We start from the raw sequence: 23,845 nt of genomic DNA, 5'->3' as shown, positions 1-23,845 counted from the left end.
TAACAAAAGGTCAGCACTTATTGGTTGCCCCATTTGCCCGATTTCAGTAGTTCATTTTTAAATTGTAGATACCTTGGATGCCCTTCATAGGTTTCGATTTCCATAGTGCTGTAGGGGGCAAAAATAGCCCCTGGAATTTGGCATCCTCTAGTAAGAACGTCTTCTAATGAGGGCATAAAACATTCTTTAATCGGGTCAAAATGGATTTTATAACTGGCATAGCCGCGCTCAACAAATCTATCGGTTATGGTTTTGAATAGCTGTCCAAAAGGTGTATCGAGCGTCTCTGGCGTGGAGTAATAAAAGCCTTGTCCGTACCAGTAGAGTAATAAGGCGGTACCTGCGTCGCAGAGTGGATGTTCGATAATCGCCCTGACCATGTCGGGATCATCGTTATCCCAATTCAAGTTGGCCGCGACAAAATGCAATTCCTCCATACTTTGTAAGTCACTGATACAGGTGATTTGCGTCGCCGCTTTGCCAAAGTAGGTACTGTCTTGATGTAAAAAGTCGTAATCGGGATCGGCGAGTAATTTGGCGAGTTGTTGTTGATTGGCAAAACAGCCAAATTCTGCGCATTCATAGGCGCGAATAAATTGTTCCTGGGAGAGTAATTTAGCCAAGGGAATCCTTTCTTTTTATAGAAAATACAGTTTATAAAAAATACAACGCCAGCCTTTACGTAGTAAAAGGCTGACATAGAAGAAAAGGAGCGTAAAACGTTACGCTTGCTGTTGCAGTAGGGTACGGCACAGCTTAATAAAGTCCGATGAAGTGACGATACCGAGCACTTTTTTATCGGCATCGACGACGGGCAGGCAACCAAGTTTGTTCTCGATAAAATATTCCACCACCACAGTTAAGGGCTCGTCGGCGGTGAGATGCTGATACTCTTTATCCATCACTGTCGTGATTGGCGTGTATCGCTCTTTACGTTCGAGCGCGCCTTGGCCGTACTTGTTCAACATAGTCATCACGCTGGCGATCATCTTTTTATGGGTGAGTACGCCAACGAGGGTGCCATCAATTTCAGAAATCACGGGTAAGTGGCGTACGCCACGGGTTTGCATCAGATGGTGGGCATCTTTCAAGCTGGCGCCATCGCTGATGCAGATGACTTGATCACTCATAATATCGCTGACTTTCATTGTTAAATTCCTTTTCTTGCCATTCTTAGGCGTGCATTTAACACGCTGCGTTAGCTTGCACCGATGTTAGCAGCTTCTCTGTAAGCTACGCCAGTCCTGCATAAATAAAGTACGCCATTCAGTATAAGTGTTTGAATTGATAGATATCATAAAAGGCTGACAAAGATGTCACAAATATGTAACAGTGATATCTCACAATCGTGGTCTTATTAGACCTCATACCAGTGAAGCCTTATCTAACAAGGAATAATAATAATGAATCGTACCGTAACTCGTCGTGATTTTTTGGCTATGTCGGCCAAAGGTGTTGGTGTTGCTGTGATCTCTTACGGCTTGATGGGCTGTAGTGATAGTAATGATGATAATTCTGTACCCGCGCAATTTTTACATGGAATTGCCAGTGGCGATCCGGCAGTCGATGCCGTGATCCTCTGGACCCGTGTCACGCCTGAGTCTGAGGGCGATGTAAAAGTGAGTTGGCAAGTGGCAAGCGATACGGCCTTTAGTCAATTAGTGACCACAGGTGAGACTGTCACTAATGCGAGCCGTGACTACACGGTTAAGATTGATGCCCGTGGTTTACGTGCCGGGCAAACCTACTTTTATCGCTTTATGACGGGTGATAAAACCTCAGTTGTGGGTAAAACCCGCACTCTGCCTGAGGGTGACGTAAGCTCAGTCAAATTAGCCGTGATGTCCTGTGCTAACTTTCCTGCCGGTTATTTTAACGTCTATGAGTTAGCGGCGGCGCAGGATGATTTAGATGCTGTGGTGCATTTAGGCGATTACATCTATGAATATGCCCGCGGTGGTTATGCCAGTGAGCATGCTGCCGAATTGGGCCGTGAAGTGTTACCGGCCAATGAGTTGCTGACGTTGAGCGATTACCGCACTCGCCATGGTCAGTACCATACCGATGCGAGTCTGCAAAAGTTACACGCGAAAGTGCCTTTTATTACAGTGTGGGATGATCATGAAGTGGCCAATGATACTTGGCGTGATAGTGCCGAGAATCACAACGAAGGCGAAGGGGATTTTGCCGTTCGTAAAGAAGCTGCACTACAAGCTTATTTCGAGTGGTTACCGATTCGCCCATGGCGTGAAGGGAACCATGAAGAGATTTACCGCAGCTTCAGTTACGGCAATCTCGTCGATCTGCATATGCTGGATACTCGCGTATTAGCCCGTGATAAACAGCTCGATTATGCCGATTATATGGATCCTACCACGGGCTCGTTTGCGGGAGATCGTTTCCTTGCTGATGTCACTTCGACCACTCGCACTATGCTGGGGTTGACGCAATTATTATGGCTGCAGGGCACATTGCTACAGTCGACAGGCAAGTGGCAGGTACTGGGACAGCAGGTATTAATGGGTAAGATGTCATTGCCGGCGGCGATTGCCACTCAGCAGATGAGCATTCCCCAATTTGCCATGTTAGGGGCTTTAGCTAAGTTAGCAGCCCGTGCGGCGGCAAATGATCCCACGCTGACCGCCCAAGAGCTGCAATATCTTCAAGCCAATCAAGTCTTACTCACGCCAGAAGTGATCGGACTGCTGCAATTACCTGCAATCCCGTACAACTTAGATGCTTGGGATGGTTATGCCTATGAGCGTGAAGTGATTTTAGGTACGGCTAAATCGAAAAATCTTAACCTAGTTGTGATCGCGGGTGACACCCATAATGCATGGGCAAACGAGCTTAAAGACGTGCAAGGCGATACTGTGGGTGTTGAGTTTGCGACTAGCTCAGTATCATCGCCAGGCCTTGAATATTACTTGAATCTGCCAGCGGAACAGATCCCCGCGACCGAGGCGGCAATCGTCGAGTTAGTGCCAGATCTTAAGTACGCTAACTTAAAAGACCGAGGCTTTATGACGCTCACCTTTACTGCTGATGAGGTGCGCAGCGACTGGCATTATGTGGATACCATTTTGTCGAAGGATTTCCAAGTCGCAACGGCCCGTGGTTATAGCGCTAAGACAAAAGTAGGCGAGCATGTGATTACGCCTATCGTTTAATGCGGTATTGTTCGCTTGTTTATCGGCCACCTTAGGGTGGCCTTTTTGTTGCTTTTGGCTTTAAAAGGCAAAATAAATGTCTGTTGTCACGCAAGTTCTTACTATTACTGCAGCACATCGCATTTTTTTGGTATAAAATTCGCTCCCAAAATTCGGCGGCTGCCTACACTTGCTAAGGCAAAGCTGTTCTAGTGTTTTGGGAACCTTTACCCGCCGAACAGACCTTACAGGGGTCATAAGCTTTAACGACCTAAGAATAAAATCAATGTGATGGGGACTGTGTCATGTCAGAAAAGTATTTTGTTACCGCGCAGCAATTGCTGGAAGATTCATTTTTATTAGCTTCGCAAGTGTATGAGAGTGGCTTTCGTCCGCAATTTATCGTGGGTATTTGGCGTGGCGGTGCTCCAATCGGGATCGCGGTACAGGAGTTTTTCGATTTTAAACAAGTTGAAACCGATCACATTGCCGTGCGTACCTCTTCTTATTATGGGATTGGCACCGACAAACAAAGCAAAGAAATCAAAGTGCATGGCCTGCATTACATCGTTGAAAATGCGAACGCGAGTGACGGTTTGTTGATTGTGGATGACGTGTTTGACTCTGGCCGTAGTATTCATGCATTAAAAGAAAAACTCAGCCAACTGATGCGCTTGAATATGCCAACCGATATCCGTATCGCTTGCCCTTATTACAAGCCAAAAAATACCGCAGTGCCTTTAAAACCCGACTATTACATTCATGCCTCTGAAGACTGGTTAGTTTTCCCGCACGAAGTTACAGGTTTAACGCCTGAAGAAATTGCCGAAGGTAAGGGCGATTTAAAGAATATCCAGCACCTGTTTAAATAGCTTGCTCGCGGGCGAGATAAAGACTATTTTCGCAATAAAAAAATGCGTTAACGATTAATCGTTAACGCATTTTTGTTTCTGTTTTAAAACTTATAAATCCATACAGTTAGCATAGTAAGTCACTGTGGCGGGCCAGTCGGAGAACACTCCAATCACGCCGACATCTTTCGCAAGTACATCAAGTAATTCAAAGGTATCGCCTTCATTATCTATCGCTTCGGTAATGCTTTGATAGTAAAAGCCGCCGCCATTTTTTAATAAACCAGAACGTTCTAGCGACCAAGTGATGATCTTAAGCCCTGCGCCTTTGGCGGCCTTAGCGTATTCCGAAGGAATGATCTTTTTGTCCGCATCTAAGGCGACTAATACCCAGAGTGGCGGCGCAATAATTTCGACGCCTTGGGTCTTTAAATCCGCCATTGATGGTGACCAAGTGGCAGAGTTCTGCGGATCAAAGGCGCTGTTATAATCGTATCTGTCATCGAGAAACACGGCTTGCTTCGCAAATTCAGGTGCGTTGGCGACCCAGTATTTGATGTCATCCAAAATAAATGATTGGGGGAATACTTGCGAAACATCGACGCCCGCCGCTGTGTATTCATCTAACATTTTTTGCGCGTAATCCTGCTGAGTAAAACCATCGAAGGGCATAGATACGCTGGCGGCTTTTAGCTCAGGCGTCATCTTTACACCGGCTTTTTTAAACATTTCAATACTTTCTGCGTGGGTCATCAAGGTGCCATTGCCAGCATAAAGATCGGTGCGCCAGCTTGGGGTACCATTGATGAATTCGGCCGCAGTGGTCGCTTTTGGATTGTTGCCTTCCATCTTACCCTTGAGAGTTTTAAATTCGGCGAGGGTGATATCGCTAGTGCAACAGGTTGCCGATGCGCTGACGCCATTGGCGGGATCAGCTGGAATGAATGGGCTCGAACATTTATTGGCAAGTTCAGGTATGGCTAAAATGTTGGTCGTGCTAGCAAGATCGCACTGTGAGTGGCGGCAAACTAAAGCTTTATCGGCGGTGAAGGTGACATCACACTCGACTATGCCTGCGCCCGAATCGATAGCCGCTTGGTAGGATTCCTTTGTATGCTCAGGGAATTTCATTGGCGCGCCACGGTGACCTATGGAAAATTCGCTGCGATAAAAACTGTCAGTGGTGCATTGTTCTAAGCGGGTTTTAAGTGTGCTGTCTTGCATCTGACGTACGAGGAATAAGGGTCTTTCTCCCACTTGAGCAGGAACGGGTTTGCTGGTGGGTGGCGTGACTGCGGCGTTATCATCGTCATTATTGCAACCGGCTAATAAAGCGCTCGTGGCAATTAACAGGCCGAGTGAGAGCGACGAAATAGGGTGTAGTTTCATCAGATTTACCTATGAGTAATGATGTAAATTATTAATATTAATCAGAAACTCTAAAGTGTTAATGTGACTGAAAAAGCCTATTTGTATGACATAAACAAGAATATATACCGTTTGCACGACGATTATCTAAGGCACGCTAGCTTACAATAAACTGCCTTAGACAGAGGACGGTCGGGATATATGCACAGTGTTGCTTTAGATGTGAGTATTGACTCCACTGAGCGAGTCGATGAAACTGGCATGAATATTTTCATCTGGGCGATCTTTCTGGGCCGAAATCAAGTACACTGCGCTCCTTTTGTTTTATGATGAGCGTTTGGTTCGCTTGATAAGACAAACGTGACAAGCATCATTTAGGAAATAGAGCAGAATGAGCAAGGGCAAAAAATACGATTTTCGCGTGACACAGGGCGACAACGGTTGGAAAACTGAAATCACTCGTCGCATGACATCAACTAAAACAGTTGTGTCTAAGAGCCACGATGGCTTTGCGACTGAAGCCGAAGCGCAAGCTTGGGGCTTAACTGAATTACAAGTGTTTTTAGGCACGTTAACTGAGCGCAATAAACGTCGTTCAGAGAAACAAGCTAAAGCAAAATTAGCCGCAGCATTAGCGGCTGAAGCGGCTACTGATGCCGAAGATCTTGATGAAGATGATTTCGACGAAGAGTAACACTCATTCGTTTAACCTTGTCTTATCAAGCCAGTGTGATCGTAAGGGAGCGTTCAAAGCGTTCTGAAACGTCACTCTGGCGATGAACAGCAAAAGGCAGATCTTAAGATCTGCCTTTTGTGTTTTTGTCGCTCGCGAAACTGTGCATATCAATTCATTTCATTCTATTTCCTCGTTTCTCTTCATACACACTGTTCGGCTGGACTGATCTACTGATGCTGTCATTAGCTTGTTTTTATCGCATTTAGTCGGGATTACGTACCCTATACCATTAATAATTAACGATAACTATTATCATTTGATTTACTTAGATGCTGCTCTGTGCTCATATGTAAGTAATTCGAACGCACGTTTAACTTTATCAAGGTAAGGGAACTCCTATGAAACTACTTCAATCCAGTTTATTGCTGTGTTTGTCGGCTTCGGCAACCCTGAGTTATGGCCAAGCCTTAGATGGAGAGGCGTTACGCTTACTACAAGCGTCGCTAAAGGATTCGACTTTGGATGCACAAGCGCAGTTAACCAATACTAAGCGGGCATTGGCGTTAGATTTAAGCCATCAATATGCGCAGCTCGCGCCTATCTTACAGACTGAAATAAACCAGTATCAGTTGGCAGTAAATGCCGATGATATTCTGTCTCAGCATAGGCTCAATGATAATGTGATCACCAAAGCCGATGCATCAATTCGCCGAGTGAAGGGCTTAAGTGCCAAAGCGGATTCTCTGGTGCAAGTGCGTCTAGCGGATGAAGCCATGTTAACCCCATGGCAGCAAGGTGAGTCTCCTTTATTTGCCTATGAGCCCGATGGTGACGAGAGTCAGTGGGATTATATTGAAGCCTTTGATATTCATGGGCAAGTGCATCAATTAGACGTGTATAACCTGCCGCAGCAGCCAGTGTTTGTGGTCGGTATCGATAGCAAAAAAGCCTTTGTGGCTGGCTTAGAGGTGATGCGGGCGACATTTGCCGAGGTGCAGTCAGCGAAAAAAGAGGGCGCGCTACTGAGCCGTGCGCAAACACAGGCGGTAGCTGACAAGCCGATTTCAACCACAGTGATCAAACAAATATCCTTGAAAGATGACCATGAGCCGTGGATTTCTGGTCGTGCCGAAATTTACGGCATAGTGACTGGGGTTGATCCAAGCCGTGAAGAGCCTGTGCTCGATATCGTCGAAATGCCCTATTTAGATTATGCGGATACGACCTATTATCCGAATCAAATCACCATACATTGGGAGCGTTATCGTTGGGCGGCTGCGGACATGATCTTAATGGAGCATGACGATGGTACTAACTATAAAGTGTTGGCCACTAAGCTATTGGAAGCGGCGGAGCAGATCTTAAAGTCGATCCCCGATCCTGAAGCTCAGGGTTATGCGCTGATCCCGCAAATCACCAATGGTATTTTAAGTGTGATGCCGGATGCTTGGTTCACCAATGACGATGACTTTGTCGACGCGTATTACACCTTACAGGAAGGGGTTGAATATCCTAACTTGAACGGAGCTAACGGTAATGCGGTGACGAGCTTTGCGCCATTAGTCATCCAACCAAGACCATGATGGATTAGTGCGGCTAAATGCAATGGCTGAAATGTAAAAGCGGATCCTAAGATCCGCTTTTTATTGGCTAACTTAAGGTAAGGCTAGGCTATTCCTTTAAGCTTTTAACTTGAAACTGCCTTGCATAATCGCCCAGTGACCTGGGAAGCTGCAGAAGAATTGGTAGGCTTCGGTAGCGCTCATACCGGCAGTGCTAAAGGTGATAGACGTTGATTCGCCACCGCCCACTAAATCTGTGTGTGCGATAACGCGCGTATCACCCGCTTTGACATAGGCTGCATCAGGACCTGCACTCATACCTTCGGTCGCTACGGCTGACATATCGGCTGCCTTAGTTAATACCCAGTTATGGCCCATCGCTGCTTTTGGCAAAGTGCCTGAGTGGGTTAAGGTTAAGGTCACTTCTTTACAGCTTGCAGGTACAGACAGCTCTTTAGTGTCAAATTGCATTGCATCAGTGGCGGCAATTTTCAGTTCACATTCGTTGGCACTCGCTTGGCTAGCGAATAATAATCCTAGGCCGATTAGGCTAGTGCTGGTCACGTTACGTAAAGCTGTGCTTTTTGCTTTCATCTGGTACTTCCTTATTTGAACAAGGGTAGCCGAGCCGTTTTGACTCGGACATGCACCTGCTAGCATAAGCAATCTTCATTAAATGGGAATGAAATCAGCGTGTAAATTATGTATATGCAACTTTAGGTTGAAAGCTTGCATCGTTATTGGCGGCAAAATTGTTAGCGGTAAACATAGGTGAGTACTTATTTGGAGTGAACTAAGTACTCAGGAACTATTATTTATGTGTTTGATTTATAGATTATAATTTTTTGTTCTAACGCAGGGCGTCTACTTCAGAACTTCTTACGTTTTTAGTACGAAAGCTCCTGTCGATAGGGAATCGCACGTTGTGCACCTGGGCGAGTGACAGTAATGGCACTGGCTGCATTGGCAAATCCCACGGCTGCAGCAATCGACATGCCCTCGCTTAAGCCCACAACTAAGGCGCCATTGAAGGTATCCCCTGCGGCGACTGTGTCTATGGCCTGCACTTCAAACGCAGGTATTAGCCCATTAAAACCTGGGCTGCTGATATATGCGCCACGGCTACCTAAGGTTATGACCACAATCTTTACTCCCTGCTGGTGGAGAAGTTGCGCTGCCATTTGTGCATCATCAATATGGTTGATCTCAACTCCCGTTAAGGCTTCTGCTTCGGTTTCATTGGGGGTAATAATATCTACCCACTTGAGTACATCTTGGCCAAGTGCCGTCGCTGGAGCAGGATTTAGTACAGTCGTCACGCCAAGATTCTTGGCTATTTGCAGCGCCTTTGCCACTGTGGCAGCGGGCGTTTCCAATTGTGCTAACAAGTACTCCGCATTAGCAAACAGAGCGTAATGAGCTTCTAAGTCATCGGGTGAAAGGCTGGCGTTGGCACCTGCGGCAACGCCAATCGTATTCTCACCGTTATCACCGATAAAAATCATGGCAGTGCCAGTGCTCAGTCCGGCTATTTGGCGGATCCCTTCCGCGCTGATGCCATCTTTCATCCAGCTTTGACGCATATCATCGCCGATACTGTCTTGGCCGAGGTGACAGATAAAATCAGTGCGTGAACCTGATTTGGCTAAGCGCGCGCAGGCGACGGCTTGGTTGGCCCCCTTACCGCCCAGTTCGAGGCGATAATCTCGGCTCATTAAGGTTTGCCCTGCAGCGGGCAGGTACTCAAATTTCATCACATGGTCGGCATTTGCACTGCCGATAACGAGTATCTGGCTCATAGAAGACTCACTGTCATTTTTATCTGCGATTGAGATAAGTTGCATCATAGACGCGTAAACTGTCTACCAGTAAATCGACAAAGCCTTGCCTATCGATCCCAAACAGCACAGTCGCATTGGCGGCTTTACCTGTTAGCTGATAGCGATCGACCACTGTCATGCCTAAGGTCAACTCACTTTGGGTTTCAATACTTACCCAGCAATCTTGCGCCTCAAATAGCTCAGGTTTGAGCAACCAAGCGATAGTGCAGGGGTCGTGCAATGGCGCACCAATAAAGCCCCATTTAGGATCTCTGTGGTAAATCATAAAGAAATCCAATAATTCGGCGACGCACTGAGCAATTGGATTTTGAATCGCGCGAATGCGTTCTATGTCTTCATCCATGATTTGCGCCTGATGAGTCACATCGAGCCCACACATAGTAATGGGAATACCGGATTTAAAGACAATATCGGCGGCTTCGGGGTCGACAAAAATATTAAATTCGGCGGCAGGCGTCCAATTACCGACACCGGCTGCACCGCCCATTAGCACTATGCGTTCGATCTTGGCGTGTAATTCGTGGTGGCTGGCGAGCAAAAGCGCGATATTGGTGAGTGGTCCTGTGGGAATTAAGGTTACTGGCTGATGACTTTGGCGAATTTGCTGCGCCATTAATTCAACTGCGGTAATGGCTTGAGGACTAAAACTTGGATTAGGCAATGCAGGGCCGTCGAGTCCGGTTTCACCATGAACATTGTCGGCAATGATTAATTCGCGAGCTAATGGCTTGACGGCGCCGCCAGCGACAGGAATATCACTGCGATTTAATAAGGTTAAGATCCGCAGGGCATTATTGAGCGTTTTATCCGGCGTTTGGTTACCGGCGCTGGTGGTGACGGCCAGTGGAACCAGCTCTGGATGGGCGAGAGCTAAAATGAGCGCAATAGCGTCGTCATGGCCGGGATCGCAATCCAGAATAATAGGGCGAGTCATACTGTTATTCCTTTAAACAGCGGTGATGGGTGCTTAGAATAGCATGCCATCAGTTAGGCGCTAGCCTGTGGAGGGGACTTGCAGAGTAAACTGTGAGCATTTTCGTCTTTTTATCAACAAGCTGCTAGAATTCTGCCCATTTTTGACACTAGGCGATGTTAGGTAAATCCATTCTCGCTCTGTTCGCTGCACAACATTGAATGACATATCCAAGCAAATACAAGGAAATAAGTAATGCTCACTTATCGAATCACTTGGCCTAAGGCTTTACTCGCGGGCATGGTTGCCATGCAGATCTCTGGCTGTAGCGATCCTCAACCTATGGCCGTTCTGGAAAGTAATAACGAGTCATTGCTGCAGTTTGATAACGGCAAACTGCTCCAATTTAAGGAAAATCCGAGTCCACAGTATCGCCATATTCCCTGTGATTTACCCGCAGTCGAGACTGTGGTCACCAACAGTTCGGCCTTTGCGGCGTTAACACAATCTGGTGAGGTGATCACTTGGGGTGACAGTTATGCTGGCGGTGATAGCCGGGAAGTAACGGAGCAGCTTAAGCAAGTTAAGCAAATCGTCCCAGTTAAGGACGGGTTTGCCGCGCTACGTCAAGATGGCACTGTGGTGTACTGGGGCAATGCGGGGAAATATAGCCTCGACAAAGCCCTACAAAACCGCATGATCAATATTACCAAGTTGTTCGCCAATCAAGAGGCCATTGCCGCCCTTGATGCCAATGGCAAGGTGCATACTTGGGGTTATGGCCCCTACGGCGGCAATAGCTTACATGTGCAGGATCAATTAGTTGATGTTGTCGATATCTTCGCCAGAGGACGCAGTTTTGTCGCCCTCAAAAAAGAAGGTAGCGCGGTGATTTGGGGGCAGGTTGAAGAGTCGACCAATATGAAAAAGTTACTCCCGCAGCTTACGGATGTAGCGAAGATCGAATATTTTCAACACACCTATGCCGCCTTGAAAAAGGACGGCACTGTGGTGAGTTGGGGTTGGCGCAGTGATGCTTACTCGATCCGCAGCGCCTTAAAGGATGTGGCGAGTATGACGGCAAACAATTGTGCCTTTGCGATTTTAAGCCCTACGGGGGATGCGCATTTTTGGGGCGATGGGATTAACTGTGGTGTCGATTGGATTAAAAAAACCAATATCACAGGGGTAAAAGAGATTATCAGCATCGGCTCAGGCTTTTTATTACTGCGGGATAAGGCCGTGCCGCAAATAGTGGCCGACGATACTGATTACGCTCATATGTTTGGGTTTCACTATGCCCAAGAGATTCTTGATAAATATTGGCAGGAAGGCAGCATCATTACCCAAGGGCCTGCCTCCTTTGTGTTTACGCGTCCCGATGGCAAAGTGGTGCCTGTTGGTTATCGCGCCAACCGTGAAAATGTGGAGAAGTTGATTGCACGTATTCCGCGCCTTACTTGGTTAGATGGCGCAAATGACGGTTATGTTGGCATCAGCGAAAAGGGGGAGCTGGTCTCTTGGTCGATGAATTTGCCAATGTTCGACAAGTCGCCAGTGCAACCTGCTGACTCGTTAGTGATTAAACCGCTGGATTTTACTCCCGTTGCCCAATGCGAAACCCCTGAGCAGCGTCAGGCGATTTTTAGCAAAGACAGACCAAAACCTGCGGCAAAAAACTGGGATGGTGTTTTCTAGCTCATGTGAGTTTTCTCGCTAACTTGAGATTAATGGACTTTCATCCGTATAGACGTCTATAATGCGCGCGCTCAGGTCTGATATGCTCTGAGCCTTGTTGGGCGTTAACAGATTGTACGCCCTTTGAACCTAATTTTGAGTCAACCTTCTGTGGTGCTTACGATGATAGTGTCGTGAGATAATCGGGAAGCCAGTGAAATTCTGGCACTGCCCCCGCAACGGTAAAAGGTGAGAGAAGACCGCGTTTGATTGGTGTGTTCAAGAGTGAACCCGAAAGTCAGAATGTGAAAGGTCAGTCTCGCGTTAATCTAACTTTTAATGGATTAACATAGCCTAAGTCCGGAGACCGGCCCTAAAGGTGTTTTTGAGATTTCGGTGGGCAGATCTCAAAATGCGATAATCACCGTCAGTATTTACGACTGAATTAACGGTATCGTGGCGTCAATGCCCCGTTTTCCTTGCAGGAGTTAAAGGTAAAATGGGAACAAATCCAACAAAAATCGCGCTGCTGATCGGCAGCCTTTGCAGTTTTTCAATTATCGCGCCCGTTATGGCGGCTGACGATACCAGCACAGCTAAAGTTGACGAGCATCTTGTCGTGATCGGCCGCTCTGATAAGACCCCCTTAAATATTGCCGCCAATGTGAATGTGATTGATGCAGCCGCGATTGAAATGAGCGGCGCGACTAATTTGACCGACGTCTTACGCGGTCAAAGCGGTATTCAAATTTCGGATAACAATATTGGAACTAGCTTTGCGATGCGTGGTTTTAGCGCCAGCACTGCCGTTAATAACACGCTTATTTTACTTGATGGTCGTCGTCTCAATAATATCGATATCGCCGCACCTAGCCTTAATGCCATTCCGCTTAATCAAGTGGATCGTATTGAAATTTTATCGGGTAGTGCAGGTGTACTTTATGGCGATCAAGCCGTGGGTGGGGTGATTAATATTGTCACTAAGTCCCCTGAAAATACTGGCGGCAGCGTGCAGTTATCTGGCGGTAGTTTTGATACCTATGAAGGTCGTGGTGATGTGTCTGGCGCGATCAACAAAGATTGGCGTTACTTTTTCACCGGTAGTTACAACCAAGGTGACAACTATCGCCAGCATAATGCCAACGAAACCGGCTCTATTCTTGGCCGCATTCAATATAAAACAGCCACAGACTCGTTCTTTGTTGAAACCAGCTACTACGATAACGATCGTGAAAATCCGGGCTCGCTTACTGAAAAGCAATTTAAAGACGATCCCCGTGCTTCATCAAATAAGGTAGAGTATGCCCACGAGATGACCACTGCGGCGCGAACGGGTTACCAGCATCAGCTTAATCAAAACTGGGCGCTGGCGGCTGATTTAGATTACAGCGATACCTTAGTGTCTTCTCTTAATTGGGGGGCGAACAGCCATAACACACGCTCACTGTTAATGTTTAGCCCTAAAGCGTTAGCGAATTACAGCACGCGTCAAGGCGAGCTAAACCTAGTCACAGGTTTAGACATCAGCCGTGGTAAGGCTGATTTTGACACTATGGCGCGCAGTAATGTGCAGCAAATGCAAAGCGCCTATCTACAAGCTACAGTGCCTTTAAGTCATACTTTAAGTTACGTTGTGGGTGGACGATATGCGCGGGTGACCGATGAGTTAGTCGATGGCAATGTCTATCCTAATGGCATGGATTTAGACGAAAATGCCCACGCATTCGAACTGGGTTTAAATTACCGCCCAACTGCGGAGCACAGACTCTATGTGCGCGCCGATGATAACTTCCGTTTTGCCAAAGTGGATGAGCAAGCTTATACATCGCCGGGCGTATTTGGCTTAAAGCCGCAAACAGGCCGTTCCTATGAGGCGGGTTGGGATTGGGCTGTCGCTAGTCAAACCCTGCGAGTCAGCCTATATCGTCTCGATTTAGAGGATGAAATTGTTTATGACTCGAGTGCAGTTAAACCCATAGGTGGAAATTTCAACGGCGCAAACGTTAATGCCGACGCTTCTCTTCGTTATGGCGCGGGTGCCGATTGGGATTGGCAGGTGACTAAAGCGCTGCAGCTAGGGCTGGAATATAACTATACCGACGCCGAATTTACCGATGGTGCTAACGATGGCAAAGAGCTGTCTTGGGTGGCAAAACACACGGGACGCGGTTATGTCAGCATGGATTTTGCTGAGCATTTCCAAGTATTTGCCGAAGCTATCTACACGGGGGATCGTTTTATCGAAGGCGATAACGCTAATCAAGGTGATAAGCTAGCAAGTTACGTGCTTGGTAATTTAGCCTTGAATTATAATCGTGATGCTTGGCTTGCCAGTCTGCGTATCGATAATGTATTCAATAAAGATTATGTCAGTGCAGGTTATTACGGTGGCGATTGGGGGGATAGTTACTATTCTGGTCGAGGTCGCGATATTCGTTTCACTGTGGGCTACCGCTTCTAAATATTAATGAGCTATCTAATAACAAAGCCAGACTCAGTCTGGCTTTTTATTTTTTACGCTGAGTTCAAAGAATAAATCTTAAAATAGGTATAGTCTTGAATATCGTTTTAGTAGAGTGGTTTAATTGTCGTTATCTATAGTGTGTTAGCGGGCAGTCATCACTAAATAGGAGTAATTTATATTTTACTCTGCTGTTTATGGCTGAAATTCTTAGTATTTTAGGTATGATGTGAGCTGTAACCGAATCATCTTATTGTTAATAAACAGGTGTAAAGTGTCTTATGACTGATCTTGAGCAACAGGTTTTTACTCAAGTTAGAGCTATCATAGCGAACGAAGAGCAAGTGATTGGCCGCCGAGGAATTCTAATTCCACTCAAAAAAGCGATCCTTGCTGAAGGCGACATTCGTAATGTGATTGACATTATCTCGAGCGATCCCGCATTGGCAGCGCACATGCTTATGCGCAGTAATTCCGCACAGGCTGCTGTAGTGGAAAATCACAAAACTCGTTCGTTGAAAGAAGCTTTGATCCGCTTAGGTCAAGTTAATATCTATCGCTACGCTTTTACGTTCTATTTAAAAGAACGCCTCGATGAACTGCCACAGCCCTATAAAAAGTTGGTCCAAGGTTATTGGAAGCTGACTGAAGATATTGCAACGGATGCGGTAGATAGCTTAGCGGATATGGAAGGTGTGGAGGTTGATGCTGACGAAGTACAAACCTTAGCTCTGTTCAGTGTGTTCGGCCAAATTATCGCACTGACCGCATTTGCCTATTTAAATGCTAATGCCGAACAGTCATTTCCTTTAAGTGTGATTAAGTCATTGATTGATAATCAACAACAGACCTTAACCATCGAAGCGTTCGAGGCGTTAGATCTCGATCAGGATCTGCGTCAAGAATTTATGATCGCCCATAATTTGCGTCAGACCCGTAATCCTAATTCATCAGGGTTGATACTGCGCCGTGTCTTGTCTATGCGTGGATTGTTGATGAATCCGCTGTAATTTGTCGATGCTATGAAATAGTCATTTGACTCAATAAACAAGCCTGCATTCGCAGGCTTTTTACTCTATGTCACCCGCATTAATTCGTCTTCTGCTGGCGGGATAAACCTTCCCTCGCCACCAGTTGTAACCAATTTTGGATCAATGCAGAGTTAGCACTGTGGCGGCGATAGGCACCAAATAGCGGTCGTTTCAGGCCTTCTTGGCCGAGTTTTACCGTAGCGAGACTCAGTCCATGTCCTTCATTAATCGACCAGCTTGGCAGTGCGGCTATGCCGTCTTTACAGGCGATGCGTTGCAATAACATCATGGTTAAATCACAGGTTTTTTGCTCGCCCGCCTCTATGCCCGCAGGCTCTAAAAAGTGGCGATAAATATCTAAACGTGTCAACGGCACTGGATAACTGATAATAGGCAAGTGTGCTAATTGCTTAGGGGTGACATAGGCTTCTTTCGCTAAAGGATGATCCTTAGCAACCACTAACTTCACTTCAAAATCAAACAAATGCTGGTAGGCGAGTGAATGCCCAGGCACAGGATCTGAGGTTAATACAATATCCAGTTCACCCATTTCTAAGGCATTGAGCGAGTCGAACAGATGACGGCTCGACAAGTCTAACTCGGCTGCCGGATGATCTTGCCTAAATTGCTCCATTACAGGCATTAACCAGCGAAAACAGCTATGGCACTCAATGCCGACACGCAACTGATTGGTTTCGGTTTCCAGCCCATTCTTCAAATCTGTCTCTGTTTCTAACACCTTAGGCAAAATTTCTTCGGCCAGATGCAGCAGGCGTGCACCTTCTTGGGTGAATGACAGTGGCTTACTCTTACGCACAAAAATGGGCGAGTTAATCCTTTGCTCCAGCTCCTTAATCTGGTGGGAGAGGGCGGATTGAGTGACAAAACGTTTTTTGGCTGCGCCCGCCAAACTGCCGCTTTCTTTCAGGGCCATTAAGGTTCGCAGGTGTCTTAGTTCGATCATGTTCACTCCAAGTGAATTTCGCTCATGTTGTGCTTGAAATCAATTCGGTTGCTGGCATAGAGACTAACACAATAAACTTCTAGACGTCCAGACGCCCATTGTTATTTATCAAGGCTGAAATGCTGAAAAGCGCCAAGAGAAAACAATCTGGTGGGTGCAAGTGCCGAATATGGCTTATCTCAAATAAAGGAAGATAGAGTATGCAATTAAATAGTCTTGGGTTTCCCCGTATTGGGCGTCGTCGTGAATTGAAATTTGCCTTAGAAAAATACTGGCGTGGTGAGAGCACTCAGGCGCAATTGCGTGAAGTGGCGAGTGAACTTCGCCGCACCCATTGGCAGTGGCAAACGGCTGTTGGCATTGAGCAAGTTCCCGTAGGTGATTTTGCCTTTTATGATCAAGTGCTGACCTTAAGCGCGACTTTAAATGCCATTCCTGATCGTCATCGTGGTGAAGGGGCAATCGATCTCGATACTTTATTCCGCGTTGCCCGCGGCAGAGCGCCAACGGGCCAAGATGCGCCAGCCTCTGAAATGACCAAGTATTTCAATACTAACTATCACTATCTGGTACCTGAGCTTAGCCAAAACCAAGAGTTTTCGATTGCCTATGAGCAGTTTTTTGAGGAAGTCAGCGAAGCGCAAGCGCTAGGCTATAAAGCCAAACCTGTGCTACTCGGCCCTGTTAGCTACTTGTTCCTTGCTAAAACTGTGGGCCAAGAGTTTGATAAGTTAAGCTTATTACCCAATTTATTAGCTGCTTATGCTGACATTTTGGCTCGTTTTGCTACTCAGGGAGTGCAATGGGTACAGCTCGATGAGCCCATTCTCGCATTGGAATTGGATGGCGAATGGCAAGCGGCGATCACTGAGGCGTATCAAGTCCTCAGCACTGCGAAGGTGAAGATCCTTCTTACCAGTTATTACGGCGGTATCGCACACCATCAAGCGCTGGTATCGGCCTTGCCGGTCGCGGGGTTGCATGTCGATTTAGTCACTGCGCCGGATCAATTGGCAGTCTTTGCCAATGCGCTTGGTCAAGATCAAATTCTGTCGGCGGGTGTGGTCAATGGTCGCAACGTGTGGGCGGCAGAGGTGGATTTGATTGCCGAATGCATAGGCGCGGTTGCCCGTGATCTCGGAGATCGCTTGTGGATCGGTACTTCTTGCTCACTCCTGCACAGCCCTGTGGATTTAGAGGTGGAAGCCACGCTTGAGTTCGCGCTGCGTCAACAACTCGCGTTTGCGAAGCAAAAATTACTCGAACTGGCCAATGTGCGCCAATTGCTACTGGCACCTGAATCTATCGCGGCAAAAGAGATTGTGCAAACCTGTTTGGCACGCCGTGAGGCGAAAGCGCAGGCCGCCGACAGTCAAGTGATTGCCCGCGTTGCCGCGTTGACATCTGCCGATTATGAGCGCGTCAGTGATTTCAGCGTACGCCAAGCAGTGCAGCAGCAGAAATACCGTTTACCTCTGTTGCCGACCACCACCATTGGCTCCTTCCCACAAACACCTGCAATCCGTGGACTACGCAGTCGTTGGCGCAAGGGCGATCTGAGTGATGCACAATATACAGAGCAATTACAACAAGTCACCCGCGATACTATCGACCGCCAGCTTAAACTCGGTATCGATGTACTGGTTCATGGTGAGGCCGAGCGCAACGATATGGTGGAATACTTTGGTGAGCAGCTTGCGGGCGTTGGCTTTACCAAAAATGGTTGGGTGCAAAGTTATGGCTCACGCTGTGTTAAGCCGCCGTTGATCTATGGTGATGTTAGTCGTCCAAAGGCGATGACGGTCGATTGGGCCGAGTTTGCCCAAAGTCTCACCGACAAGCCTGTAAAAGGCATGCTGACTGGCCCTGTGACGATTCTGCATTGGTCATTCGCCCGTGAAGATATCGGCCGTGATGTGATTGCGACTCAGCTGGCGCTGGCGATCCGTGATGAAGTGGTGGACTTACAAAATGCCGGTATTGGTATTATACAAATCGATGAGCCCGCCTTCCGTGAAGGTCTGCCATTGAAACAAAGTGAGTGGCAAGCCTATTTAGATTGGGCGGTGAATGCCTTTAAACTCAGTGCTGCTGGGGTGATTGATGAGACTCAAATCCACACCCACATGTGTTACAGCGAGTTTAACGATACGATTGCCGCGATTGCCGCCATGGATGCCGATGTGATTACTATCGAGACTTCGCGTTCACGGATGGAGTTACTCAACGCCTTTGAAGATTTTGAGTATCCCAATGAAATCGGCCCAGGTGTGTATGACATTCATTCGCCAAACACCCCAAGTGTGGAGGCCATGGTGCACTTAATCGAGAAAGCGGCGCAAAAAGTGCCCGTACGTCAGCTGTGGGTCAACCCAGATTGTGGCCTAAAAACCCGTACTTGGGATGAAGTCGAACCCGCTTTGAAAAACATGGTCGATGCCACGCGAGAACTACGTCGCCGCCTTGGTTAATATTATGCTTGAGTGAAATATTTTTTTACTGAGTTTATTGAGTTAGTAACAGCGGATGCTTATGCATCCGTTGTTTATTGCTTGCCGATTGACTTAAGCATCTCGCGGTAAGCCTTTTTCGATAATGCGAACCATGCGCTCGGTTTTGCGGCGGGCTTTTTGTTGTTCAGTTGCTGCGCTTTCAGCAAGGCGCGATTGCTGGGCATTAAGCGCCCATTCAATATGCTCACGCACTATCTCATCGATATCTTCGCTGTGATTGCGGGCGTTAAGTGCGGCAATAATGCTTGGGCTCGCGGGAGCGTTACCCAGTGCTACTGCAATATTACGTAGCCAACGTTTATGTCCAATGCGACGAATGGCGCTGCCTTCAGTTTGTTTAAGAAACTCGGCCTCGCTCCAAGCAAAAAGGCTGAGAAGGTCAGGTTGCTTTAACTGCGGACGAATATGAAAGTCAGTTTCTTCAGTCAGCGGCGCTTGGCGATTGATGGGACACGCGAGTTGGCAATCATCGCAGCCATAGATGCGATTGCCCATGAGTGGCCTAAATTCTTCGGGAATAGCGCCCTGCAGTTCAATGGTGAGATAGGAAATACAGCGTCTGCCATCGACCACATAAGGTTCTACGATTGCACCCGTTGGGCAGGAGGTGATGCAGGCGACACAAGTGTTACAGCCTTCTTGAATGGGAATATCCACAGGTAGAGGCAAATTGATCAGTAGCTCACCTAAAAAGAACCAACTGCCAGCCTCATTGTTGAGTATGAGTGAGTGTTTACCTGTCCAGCCTATACCGGCTTTTTCGGCTAAGGGGCGCTCAAGTACAGGAGCTGAGTCAACAAAGGGGCGAAAGTCAGCGGCATCGAAACCGAGAGACACTAACTCTGCACTGATTTGATCTCCGAGCTTTTTAAGTCGAGCGCGGATCAACTTGTGATAGTCGCGACCTCCGGCATAACGTGAAATATAACCTAAGTTGGGATCGGTAAGATTCGTTGCAAAGCCAGCTTCGGGTGGCAAATAGTCCATTCGTACGGAGATCACCCGCACTGTGCCCGGATGCAGTTCTTGCGGGCGAGCGCGCATCATGCCATGGGTAGCCATATAGGCCATTTCGCCATGAAAACCTTTGTCTAGCCATGCTTGGAGTTTGGCTTCTTCAGCGGTTAAATCCGTATCGCAAATGCCAACCTGCGCAAATCCGAGTGCTTTTCCCCACGTTTTAATTTGCAGAGCGAGCCGCGACAGCATGCTGGCATAGGATTGGCTTGGGGTTTGATTGGCTAAAGTTGACATGAATTGATTGCAGCGAGGCTCTTGGCTAGGTGGCAATATGATAGCAGTTTTCACTTATTGAGGACGAGTTTACTCAGAAGGGGGCGTGAGGCGATATTTTCTTTGGGGTATTTGTTTATTTGCTGTTGGGATTGAGTCTATGATTAGGTCTAATGTTTATCGTTTGGTATTCGTATGCTGAGTGCGTTTCCCCTTAGGGTGTGTTTTCTTGCGATGAGCTTATTAGGCCTGATGCCTAATCTTGTTTTTGCGGCGCCTGAGAAGTTGAAATTGGTGACCGAAGCTTGGCCTCCCATGAGTTACGAGCAAAATGGTGTGCCGCAAGGTTTTGCGGTGGACTTAGTCAATACCTTGCAATCAAGACTGGGTCAGAGTGAAAAAATTGATGTGTTACCTTGGGCCCGGGCGTATTCGATTGCCAAAACCTCAGCGAACGTTTTACTTTTTGCTACGTCAATTAATGATGAGCGAGCTGAGCAGTTTGATTTTATCGGTCCTATTGCGACCAGTAAAATTGCATTGTACGCAAGGGCGGCAGATCCTATCGCTCTCGATCAACTTGCTGAACTTCAATCGACAGATATTGTGGGGGTTTATCGGGAATCGGCGGGTGCGCAGTTGCTACAACAAGCGGGCGTGGATAATTTGCTGGTGGCGAGTTTTCCGCAGCAATCGGCGAAACAGTTGCTGTTTTCTCGAATTCGTTTTTGGTGCCAGGCGGATCTTGCGGTAAAGCAGATACTCGAAGAAGTGGGTGCGAGTGAGACAGATATCCGCCAAGTGTTTGTAGTATCGGAGATTAATCTCTATTTAGCTTTTTCTAAAGGGACATCGGCGGCAACCGTTATCAGTTGGCAAGCAGAGCTTGAGAAAATGAAAGACTCAGGTGAATTTAGTCGTCTGTATCAGACATGGTTTGGCACTTTGCCACCGCCATTACAACATCAAGTGTTTTGGCATAAGGCCGTTTAATTCTCTCTTAAAGCCTCATTCTTGGCTGATTTCACACAATTTCTGCCCGCATTTTTAGCCTCATAAAGAGCATTGTCGGCTCGCTTTAGCAGGGTGGCAAAATCTTTATCTTGATATGCATCTTCCGTATTATTTTGTGGTTCTAAAGTGGCGACACCAGCACTAACGGTCAATTTAAGTTCTGCTGGTAAATTCTGTGCGCTAAGGCGGCTAATATGGTTCTGCAATTGATGCGCCAGCGCTAACGCACCTGTGGCATCAGTGTTAGGCAATAGGATTAAAAACTCTTCACCACCGATGCGGCCAACGAGGTCTTTATTACCCGATAAGGCTCGGCCTGCATTTGCAATGGTCATAAGGGCGCGATCGCCTAATTCATGGCCGAAGTTATCGTTGATTTTTTTGAAGTGATCCGCATCAAAAATAATCACTGAAAAAGGGCTTTGATGTTTTAAGGCTTGCTGAAAATATTTCGCGGCTTGGGCATAAATATGCCGACGATTAGGGAGTTTGGTAAGGTAATCCGTGAGGGCAATAACTTGCAGTTGGCGATTTCTATGTACTTGTTTATAAGCGAATATAGACACTATCGTCAGGATAAAGCCCGCTAGTAATAGGATAATGTGTTGCAGTGATTTGTTCTTTTCGAGTAGCGCGAGCTCTTGTTCTTTAAGGTTTTGGTTTTCAATCAAGCGTTGATTTTCAGATTCAATCCGACTGGTATCAAACTTGACCTTTAATTCTGTCGTATGATGGGAGAGAGAATTGCCATCGACTTTTTTTGTTAGGGTAACAAATTCTTGCAGCGCTCCGTAGGCGGCAGATAAATCATTCATAGCCACATATATGTTACTTTTAAGCTGCAGCAGTTGAGTGAGTCCCCGATTATTCTGCAGAGTGCGAAAGGCTTTTTCCCCTTGCTCAAGTTCGGTAAGCGCCTCTTTATAGCGAGCTTGTTGAAACTTTATATCGGCCATAAAAAGCTTCATGAAGCTGTAATCGGTCAGATCTTTTTCATTAATAACAGTATCGGCTTCGATTAAATACTTTTCGGCTTCGTTTAGACGATTGAGTTTGATTAAGCTGTAGGCAATATTCGTTGCCATAGTTGCTGCCACTTTTTCCTGCTGATGTTCCTTGAAGTATTGATAACTTACTAAGAAATTATCTACGGCCTGTTGATGTTCACCGAGTTCATCTAAGGCAAGGCCAATGTCCGAGTTGACATACATTGCCTGTTCTTGGTTATTGTTTTTTAGATAGAGAGCTTTGAGTTTGGTGTAATAGCGGATTGCACTTTGGGGATCGCCATAACGTCTAAAACTGGTAGCAACATCGGCAAGGTTAATGTTAGCCCAACCGCTTAAATTGAGTGATTCATAGAGATCTTGTGCAGTGACGAGATCGTCTAATGCCGCAGAAAAATCGCCAATATAAGAGTAAAGTGCGCCGCGAATGCTGCGCGAGTCGGCGATTAGCTTAAGGTCTTCATGCTCATAGGCACGTTTAACACTGAGATTATAGCCTTCCATCGCGCCATCCATATCACCACTTAATTGCAGAAACCAAGAGCGGCAGAGCGTGAGGTCGGTAATGAAATGGGGGGAGGCGGTTGGCGGAATATTGCTCAGTGCTTGGTTAGTATTTTTAAGTGCCAGTGCAATAGCGGTGTCGTTTTCTGTATTCTGATCCCAGCATTTAAGCAGTTGCAGCTTTTCATGACGGGTGACATCGTCAGTTGAAATTAGTTTGCTTAATAACACTAGATTGCTTTCGATTTCTTCACGGGTCATAGGGACGCCGCTTTCAAATCTTGCAAATATTTTATCAACCTGAGTTTTTTCTTCTGCCATAGTGTTGCTAAGCGGCAGTAGAAGCAGCAATAAGGAGAATGATAAATACCTAAGTTTATGTAGCAAAAAAGATTCCTGTTCGCATTAAAATCAATAGCTAATTATTAGCTTAGCATAACTTGTTTGTTCATTTTTAATATAGATGTATAGCAATTTTGCATTCGGTTAATGATCAAGGTATAAACTCCGCCTTGGTTATTATCCCACAAAGGAATCACCCTTGAAGAAATTACTCTGTGCCGCATTATTCATGATGAGTGGCACTAGCTGGGCAGGCTCAGATTTAGAAACCTCTGGCGATGTATTGCATTTATTATTACCCGCTACTGCGATGGGCGCGACCTTGTTTTATGAAGAGGGTTATGACGGTAGTTGGCAGTTAATTCAGGCAGCGGTGTCGAGTCGGTTAATTGTTGAAGGTCTTAAGTATAGTGTGAGTAAAGACAGGCCAGACGATAGTGGCGATGATTCGTTTCCATCGGGTCATACCTCAGACAGCTTTATGGCGGCGACGTTTATTCAGCAGCGCTATGGTTGGCAATATGGTTTACCTGCCTATGTTGCCGCATCTTATGTGGGTTACACACGAGTGGCGAGCGACCAACATTATCTCGAGGATGTGTTAGCTGGCGCGGCGATTGGAGCGCTGGCGGGTTGGTATTTTACTCAACCCTATGAGGGGATTACAGTTACGCCGATTGCGGGTAACGGCGTTTATGGTTTATATGTGAGTGGTCAGTTTTAAGACTATTTTTTGGGA

19 protein-coding genes and 1 riboswitch are annotated in these 23,845 nt (G+C 46.7%); of the genes, 10 read left to right on the top strand and 9 right to left on the bottom strand.

The window, feature by feature from the left end; all coding sequences use genetic code 11:
- Nucleotides 1-17: 17 nt before the first annotated feature.
- Entirely contained in the window at nt 18-623 is a 606-nt protein-coding gene (locus tag CKQ84_RS03940; protein WP_105250181.1) for a DUF4274 domain-containing protein, read from the bottom strand.
- A 99-nt stretch (nt 624-722) separates the two neighbouring features.
- Nucleotides 723-1,148: an HPP family protein gene (locus tag CKQ84_RS03935; RefSeq protein ID WP_105250180.1), complete on the bottom strand. Its 426-nt coding sequence runs from the start codon at nt 1,146-1,148 to the stop codon at nt 723-725.
- A gap of 255 nt (nt 1,149-1,403) precedes the next feature.
- Here CKQ84_RS03935 and CKQ84_RS03930 point away from each other — a divergent pair, with 255 nt between their 5' ends.
- Nucleotides 1,404-3,170 carry an alkaline phosphatase gene (locus CKQ84_RS03930; protein WP_105250179.1) on the top strand — a complete coding sequence of 589 codons (1,767 nt, stop codon included), beginning with the start codon at nt 1,404-1,406 and terminating at the stop codon, nt 3,168-3,170.
- 284 nt (nt 3,171-3,454) lie between these two features.
- On the top strand, nt 3,455-4,021 hold the full coding sequence (locus CKQ84_RS03925) for a phosphoribosyltransferase (RefSeq protein ID WP_028759331.1): 567 nt from the start codon (nt 3,455-3,457) through the stop codon (nt 4,019-4,021).
- 90 nt (nt 4,022-4,111) lie between these two features.
- Here the strand turns inward: CKQ84_RS03925 and CKQ84_RS03920 are convergent, their stop codons facing one another.
- Nucleotides 4,112-5,389 carry a glycerophosphodiester phosphodiesterase family protein gene (locus CKQ84_RS03920; RefSeq protein ID WP_105250178.1) on the bottom strand — a complete coding sequence of 426 codons (1,278 nt, stop codon included), beginning with the start codon at nt 5,387-5,389 and terminating at the stop codon, nt 4,112-4,114.
- Nucleotides 5,390-5,759: 370 nt separating this feature from the next.
- On the opposite strand from CKQ84_RS03920, the gene CKQ84_RS03915 reads away from it, so the two are divergent.
- On the top strand, nt 5,760-6,062 hold the full coding sequence (locus CKQ84_RS03915; RefSeq protein ID WP_105250177.1) for a DUF3622 domain-containing protein: 303 nt from the start codon (nt 5,760-5,762) through the stop codon (nt 6,060-6,062).
- Between the two features lie 380 nt (nt 6,063-6,442).
- The gene (locus CKQ84_RS03905; RefSeq protein ID WP_105250176.1) at nt 6,443-7,627 is read left to right on the top strand and encodes a DUF3103 domain-containing protein; all 1,185 of its coding nucleotides are present in this window, start codon (nt 6,443-6,445) and stop codon (nt 7,625-7,627) included.
- 96 nt (nt 7,628-7,723) lie between these two features.
- Here the strand turns inward: CKQ84_RS03905 and azu are convergent, their stop codons facing one another.
- The 3 genes from azu to rihA form a co-directional block, all read right to left on the bottom strand.
- A complete protein-coding gene (gene azu / locus CKQ84_RS03900) occupies nt 7,724-8,200 on the bottom strand; it encodes an azurin (RefSeq protein ID WP_028759449.1) in 477 nt (158 codons plus the stop codon).
- A 293-nt stretch (nt 8,201-8,493) separates the two neighbouring features.
- On the bottom strand, nt 8,494-9,405 hold the full coding sequence (gene rbsK / locus CKQ84_RS03895) for a ribokinase (RefSeq protein WP_105252995.1): 912 nt from the start codon (nt 9,403-9,405) through the stop codon (nt 8,494-8,496).
- A 19-nt stretch (nt 9,406-9,424) separates the two neighbouring features.
- Nucleotides 9,425-10,381 (bottom strand): pyrimidine-specific ribonucleoside hydrolase RihA, encoded by a 957-nt coding sequence (rihA, locus tag CKQ84_RS03890; protein WP_105250175.1) that lies wholly within the window; start codon nt 10,379-10,381, stop codon nt 9,425-9,427.
- Nucleotides 10,382-10,615: 234 nt separating this feature from the next.
- On the opposite strand from rihA, the gene CKQ84_RS03885 reads away from it, so the two are divergent.
- The 3 genes from CKQ84_RS03885 to CKQ84_RS03875 all read left to right on the top strand — a co-directional run bounded on the left by CKQ84_RS03885 (nt 10,616) and on the right by CKQ84_RS03875 (nt 15,508).
- Entirely contained in the window at nt 10,616-12,058 is a 1,443-nt protein-coding gene (locus CKQ84_RS03885; protein WP_105250174.1) for a hypothetical protein, read from the top strand.
- Nucleotides 12,059-12,192: 134 nt separating this feature from the next.
- Nucleotides 12,193-12,428, top strand: a riboswitch (cobalamin riboswitch).
- Nucleotides 12,429-12,536: 108 nt separating this feature from the next.
- Nucleotides 12,537-14,498 carry a TonB-dependent receptor gene (locus CKQ84_RS03880; RefSeq protein WP_105250173.1) on the top strand — a complete coding sequence of 654 codons (1,962 nt, stop codon included), beginning with the start codon at nt 12,537-12,539 and terminating at the stop codon, nt 14,496-14,498.
- Nucleotides 14,499-14,779: 281 nt separating this feature from the next.
- Nucleotides 14,780-15,508 (top strand): HDOD domain-containing protein, encoded by a 729-nt coding sequence (locus CKQ84_RS03875; RefSeq protein WP_105250172.1) that lies wholly within the window; start codon nt 14,780-14,782, stop codon nt 15,506-15,508.
- A 79-nt stretch (nt 15,509-15,587) separates the two neighbouring features.
- On the opposite strand, the gene CKQ84_RS03870 is transcribed toward CKQ84_RS03875, so the two are convergent.
- On the bottom strand, nt 15,588-16,493 hold the full coding sequence (locus CKQ84_RS03870) for a LysR family transcriptional regulator (RefSeq protein ID WP_105250171.1): 906 nt from the start codon (nt 16,491-16,493) through the stop codon (nt 15,588-15,590).
- A gap of 200 nt (nt 16,494-16,693) precedes the next feature.
- Between CKQ84_RS03870 and metE the strand changes: the two genes are divergently transcribed.
- The gene (gene metE, locus CKQ84_RS03865; protein ID WP_105250170.1) at nt 16,694-18,964 is read left to right on the top strand and encodes a 5-methyltetrahydropteroyltriglutamate--homocysteine S-methyltransferase; all 2,271 of its coding nucleotides are present in this window, start codon (nt 16,694-16,696) and stop codon (nt 18,962-18,964) included.
- A 93-nt stretch (nt 18,965-19,057) separates the two neighbouring features.
- Here the strand turns inward: metE and queG are convergent, their stop codons facing one another.
- Nucleotides 19,058-20,260, bottom strand: coding sequence for a tRNA epoxyqueuosine(34) reductase QueG (gene queG / locus CKQ84_RS03860; protein ID WP_105250169.1), 1,203 nt, complete (start codon nt 20,258-20,260; stop codon nt 19,058-19,060).
- A 174-nt stretch (nt 20,261-20,434) separates the two neighbouring features.
- Between queG and CKQ84_RS03855 the strand changes: the two genes are divergently transcribed.
- Nucleotides 20,435-21,232, top strand: a complete 798-nt coding sequence (locus CKQ84_RS03855; RefSeq protein ID WP_105250168.1) for an ABC transporter substrate-binding protein — start codon at nt 20,435-20,437, stop codon at nt 21,230-21,232.
- Here CKQ84_RS03855 and CKQ84_RS03850 read toward each other — a convergent pair.
- Entirely contained in the window at nt 21,229-23,085 is a 1,857-nt protein-coding gene (locus CKQ84_RS03850) for a GGDEF domain-containing protein (protein WP_173913147.1), read from the bottom strand. The two genes, CKQ84_RS03855 and CKQ84_RS03850, sit on opposite strands and share 4 nt — an antisense overlap.
- Nucleotides 23,086-23,305: 220 nt before the next feature.
- On the opposite strand from CKQ84_RS03850, the gene CKQ84_RS03845 reads away from it, so the two are divergent.
- A complete protein-coding gene (locus CKQ84_RS03845) occupies nt 23,306-23,830 on the top strand; it encodes a phosphatase PAP2 family protein (protein ID WP_105250166.1) in 525 nt (174 codons plus the stop codon).
- The last annotated feature ends 15 nt before the right edge of the window (nt 23,831-23,845 follow it).

It is taken from the genome of Shewanella sp. WE21 (assembly GCF_002966515.1).
In the GTDB taxonomy this organism is placed as follows: domain Bacteria; phylum Pseudomonadota; class Gammaproteobacteria; order Enterobacterales; family Shewanellaceae; genus Shewanella; species Shewanella oncorhynchi.
This window is presented reverse-complemented; position numbering and strand designations above follow the sequence as displayed.

Excerpts from the sequence above, each read along its gene's own strand:
- rbsK (WP_105252995.1), bottom strand. The coding sequence starts at position 9,405 with ATGAGCCAGATACTCGTTATCGGCAGTGCAAATGCCGACCATGTGATG.
- rihA (WP_105250175.1), bottom strand. The coding sequence starts at position 10,381 with ATGACTCGCCCTATTATTCTGGATTGCGATCCCGGCCATGACGACGCT.
- CKQ84_RS03855 (WP_105250168.1), top strand. The coding sequence starts at position 20,435 with ATGCTGAGTGCGTTTCCCCTTAGGGTGTGTTTTCTTGCGATGAGCTTA.
- CKQ84_RS03915 (WP_105250177.1), top strand. The coding sequence starts at position 5,760 with ATGAGCAAGGGCAAAAAATACGATTTTCGCGTGACACAGGGCGACAAC.
- CKQ84_RS03880 (WP_105250173.1), top strand. The coding sequence starts at position 12,537 with ATGGGAACAAATCCAACAAAAATCGCGCTGCTGATCGGCAGCCTTTGC.
- CKQ84_RS03920 (WP_105250178.1), bottom strand. The coding sequence starts at position 5,389 with ATGAAACTACACCCTATTTCGTCGCTCTCACTCGGCCTGTTAATTGCC.
- CKQ84_RS03930 (WP_105250179.1), top strand. The coding sequence starts at position 1,404 with ATGAATCGTACCGTAACTCGTCGTGATTTTTTGGCTATGTCGGCCAAA.
- CKQ84_RS03935 (WP_105250180.1), bottom strand. The coding sequence starts at position 1,148 with ATGAAAGTCAGCGATATTATGAGTGATCAAGTCATCTGCATCAGCGAT.
- CKQ84_RS03850 (WP_173913147.1), bottom strand. The coding sequence starts at position 23,085 with ATGGCAGAAGAAAAAACTCAGGTTGATAAAATATTTGCAAGATTTGAA.
- CKQ84_RS03925 (WP_028759331.1), top strand. The coding sequence starts at position 3,455 with ATGTCAGAAAAGTATTTTGTTACCGCGCAGCAATTGCTGGAAGATTCA.
- queG (WP_105250169.1), bottom strand. The coding sequence starts at position 20,260 with ATGTCAACTTTAGCCAATCAAACCCCAAGCCAATCCTATGCCAGCATG.
- CKQ84_RS03875 (WP_105250172.1), top strand. The coding sequence starts at position 14,780 with ATGACTGATCTTGAGCAACAGGTTTTTACTCAAGTTAGAGCTATCATA.
- CKQ84_RS03870 (WP_105250171.1), bottom strand. The coding sequence starts at position 16,493 with ATGATCGAACTAAGACACCTGCGAACCTTAATGGCCCTGAAAGAAAGC.
- metE (WP_105250170.1), top strand. The coding sequence starts at position 16,694 with ATGCAATTAAATAGTCTTGGGTTTCCCCGTATTGGGCGTCGTCGTGAA.
- azu (WP_028759449.1), bottom strand. The coding sequence starts at position 8,200 with ATGAAAGCAAAAAGCACAGCTTTACGTAACGTGACCAGCACTAGCCTA.
- CKQ84_RS03885 (WP_105250174.1), top strand. The coding sequence starts at position 10,616 with ATGCTCACTTATCGAATCACTTGGCCTAAGGCTTTACTCGCGGGCATG.
- CKQ84_RS03905 (WP_105250176.1), top strand. The coding sequence starts at position 6,443 with ATGAAACTACTTCAATCCAGTTTATTGCTGTGTTTGTCGGCTTCGGCA.